The sequence below is a fragment of the Shimia gijangensis genome (assembly GCF_900142085.1).
GTDB lineage: Bacteria > Pseudomonadota > Alphaproteobacteria > Rhodobacterales > Rhodobacteraceae > Shimia > Shimia gijangensis.
Window position 1 is genome coordinate 1 of the sequence record NZ_FQZQ01000054.1, and the last position, 3,698, is coordinate 3,698.

General features: G+C 47.1%; 1 protein-coding gene. It reads left to right on the plus strand.

Annotation, left to right across the window (positions count from 1 at the left end):
• The first annotated feature begins 149 nt into the window (after nucleotides 1–149).
• The gene (locus BUC32_RS19865) at nucleotides 150–3,077 is read left to right on the plus strand and encodes an NACHT domain-containing protein (protein WP_139280816.1); all 2,928 of its coding nucleotides are present in this window, start codon (nucleotides 150–152) and stop codon (nucleotides 3,075–3,077) included.
• The last annotated feature ends 621 nt before the right edge of the window (nucleotides 3,078–3,698 follow it).

Genomic DNA, 3,698 nt, shown 5'->3' on the forward strand with positions numbered 1-3,698 from the left:
ATCCGGCGAACCCTAGACCAGTGGCTCGTCATTCAGGCACACCGAACAACATTACATCCGGTAGCCAAACACCTGTGGAACCACAAACTAATTGATTGGAGTGACGGGGTAGTGCAACCTACGCCAATAACAACCCATAGGATAACGCCTTGGCCATTTCAGAAGGATTACTCGTTAACGGTTTAACTGCCTTAACAAGTCAAATTTCAAACAGATTTATTCGAAAATATACGCTTCCCTTCCGAATGAGGAAAAGGCTTTCAGGTGCGCGTCCAGATGATGCGAACAGCGAAATTCTAGATGCGTTGCAGCGAGCGATTGGTAATTTCAAATCACTCACGCCTGCAACCAACAACTCGTTGCTTGATTTAGCAAACTCAAATTTGCTTGAGCACCTTATCGCAATTTTTGGATCAAATTTAGACCATTCTAACGCGACATCATTGCTTGAGTATATTCACCGTTCGCGTGGGAGCCTCCGTGAAGAAGACTCGGTACAGTTTGCGGCAAACATGGCCACATGCCTAAAGGCAATTCATGAGAGCACTCTCAACAAATCTATCACGGACATAACTCAAGACCTACTTTCGAATTGGCATCGAAGGATGGACGAGGATGCCAAACGCGCTGAAGCCATAATCAATACCACTGTGCAAAAGCTGAAAGACAAGAGTGGAAATTGGATTGACCGACCTGATGTAAGCGCAGAAAGCGTTGCCAAGCAGATCGAAGAGGATCGTGATCCGTTAAAAAACTTCGTGACTTCACTTAAGAAAACCATGAACTCGGTCGACGTTCACGGCGCTTCGGGCGATGTAGTGCAAGTCCCTCTCGATGAGATATACGTTGATGTTCCGGTAAGTTTTATTGACAGGAAGAGAAATTTCAACGTTTACCAAGACTTGCGGAAAAATCTGCCTCGCCATCGGATCGCGGAAGATTGGGAAAGAACGTTTGACTTTGTCAATACAACCGTACTGCTTGGTGATCCGGGCGGAGGCAAAAGCACGCTTTCCAAAAAGCTATGTTTAGAGAGCTGCAATCGTTACCTAGGCGGCCAATCCAAACTGCCAATTTACATCCAACTTAGAACCTACATATCCAAAGCTGCTGACGATGACCGGCTTTCATTGAAACACTATATTGTTGATTTTGTTTCCTCAACGCTTGTCGATGCTGACACAAGAGACGTGTCTTCCAGCATTTTGTATCACCTCAGAATAGGTGCGGTTTTCTTTGTCGCTGACGGCTTGGATGAAGTCTTGACGTCAGCCAACCGCGCGAGGGTTGTTCAAGAGTTGGCAATGTTCAAAAAAGAGTTTCCGCTTTGTCAAATCATGGTGACTTCTAGATACGTTGGTTATGAAACTCAGCCGCTCGAGGGGTTCACACATTTGGGAGTAGATTTCCTGAATGACAATGCCATTGAACAAATCTATCGTAACGTCTCAAGCACAGTTCTAAAACGCTGCGAAGCCGAGATCGATGGCCGTCTGTTAACATTTTTGACTGACGCTAGAAAGAAGGCAAGAGAACTAATCAGAAGCCCACTTCTACTTACGTTGATTGTGATCATCTATGACAAGAAGAGCGAAATTCCCGACAACCGAGCCAGTCTTTACTCGTTTTGCGCTGATCTACTATTCGATCAATGGGACAAATATAGGGACATCATTCCAGATCTTCCCGAACGCTACCGGCTTTTTGACTTGTTCAAACACTTGTCGGCACTCCTATATGAGAATGAAGAATACGGCGGGACGATCAACAAAGACGATCTTGAAAAGGAAGCACGCGAATTTTTCAAGAGTGACTATATAGATAATCGCGAGGGGCGATCAGCAGCTGCTGCAAAGCATATGGTGGACCATCTTACTGGTCGGGCTTGGATTCTGCATGAAGTCGGCGAAAACATCTTTGAGTTTACTCATCGAACTTTCATGGAGTATTTTTACGCTAAGTATCTTGATACGGAATACGAAGACACGTCTACGCTTGTCACAAGTTGCTTGGAACACGTCATAGAAGGTCGCCGCACACTTCCTACACATCTTGCCCTTCAAATTAGAACAAACAACAAGAGAGCGGCTTCATCCAAGGTCGCTGATGCTTTGACGGATGCTCTTAACGCCAACCCGAACAACGCTGAACTACTTGATTTCTGTTTGGATTCACTTGGGTACATTCTGCCAAAGGCTGAAGAGCTTTCTCGATTTGTTTCAGCGCTCGCACGTCCAGCGTTGTTTTCGCGAGATCCTTCCACTTCAGTTCAGCTACTTTGCACGGAAAGCCCACTTCGAAATAGCATACTTAATATTGCCATAGAGCATTTGGACAACATAAAATCGGTGGATCAGGTTCGTTTCTTAGAAGCCGCGTTCCAGCGAATGCACAACCTTGAAACGAACACGGTGACGAATGCGGCCGGCGAAACGGTCAATATTTCGGGGCAGGTGATGAACCGCTTGTTCACCAAACAGTCCTCTTCGCCGTATGTTTGCAAATTGGCATTCGATCTAGACTGTAAAGTCAATTGGAACGCTGCTAGAAGATTTGGTGATCGTTTGTGGAATAACTCGAAGACGGATCCGAGTCACTTTTTTCGGCTGTTCAGAGACAGTCAGATGATGCTCGAAGCAGCCTCAAGATTTGTTGTCGATGCGGACGCGCCGAATGACAAGTATTTGAAATTGGCCCGTGCAGTTTATCCAACTTTCTTTAATGACACCAATAATGCATACTTTGACCCCTTTTATATGCGGCATTATCGAATTGATGCGATGCACAGAATGATTGATTTTAGCATCGATCTGAGCTCTTGGCGGGAGGATTGCGATGCGCAGGAAATCTACGCTTTCACGCTCATGCTCTATGCAGAAACCCATATTGAATTCCTCCAACCACCTTCAAGAGAAAAACTAAACTCCACATTATCCGACCTAGCTGACTCTTTGGACAGTCTGAACTCAACAGTTGGTGTTTGGTGCAGGGCATGGCTGAATGAGCAAAAGACACTTGTTCTTCACCCTGAACATCTTCGCCACCTTTCACATCAGGTCTTTGAGTTCGCTGAATGAACGAAGTCAAATGGTATCCAAGATTGAAAGGGGTGCTCGTGTCTTCCAATCGGCTAGCTGACCTGATTTTATGGCGTGAAGTGCTGCAACAGGACGTGCGGGTAATACCTGAGACGCCAAGGGCGTAGAAGTCGCAGGCTCTGGTGATGATCTAGTGCCTGGGGCGGTTGCCCTTAGCGGCGAAGGCAGTTGTGTTGGTCGTGATGTGCAATCCCACCAACACAAAGACACCGCCTCAGCGTCTAGCTCTGCGTGTCTCTGGGCAACTCGAGTCAATACCACCTACGCGACGTGTGAGTGGTGACCATCTTCGGGCGCAGATATTCAGACGCGAACGCGCCGATGATGAACGCGATCCCCAAACCTCCATGGCCGCCTGCTGACCGCGACTGCGCGATGATCTGATTCCAACGGCTGTCGTCTGCAATGAGAAGGAGGCCAAGTCGGATTTGATCTCATCGCGCAGCGACAGGCTATGGGCAAATTTCATATCCCCGCTGGCAAACAGAACAGAAAGATTTTCGATCATAAATGTCTTCCCCGTGTTGACCTACCGTGAGCTTTCCTTGCGCTAGGACTACCCGCCCGTCATTTGTACCGCGTGGTGATCGACTGATTGAA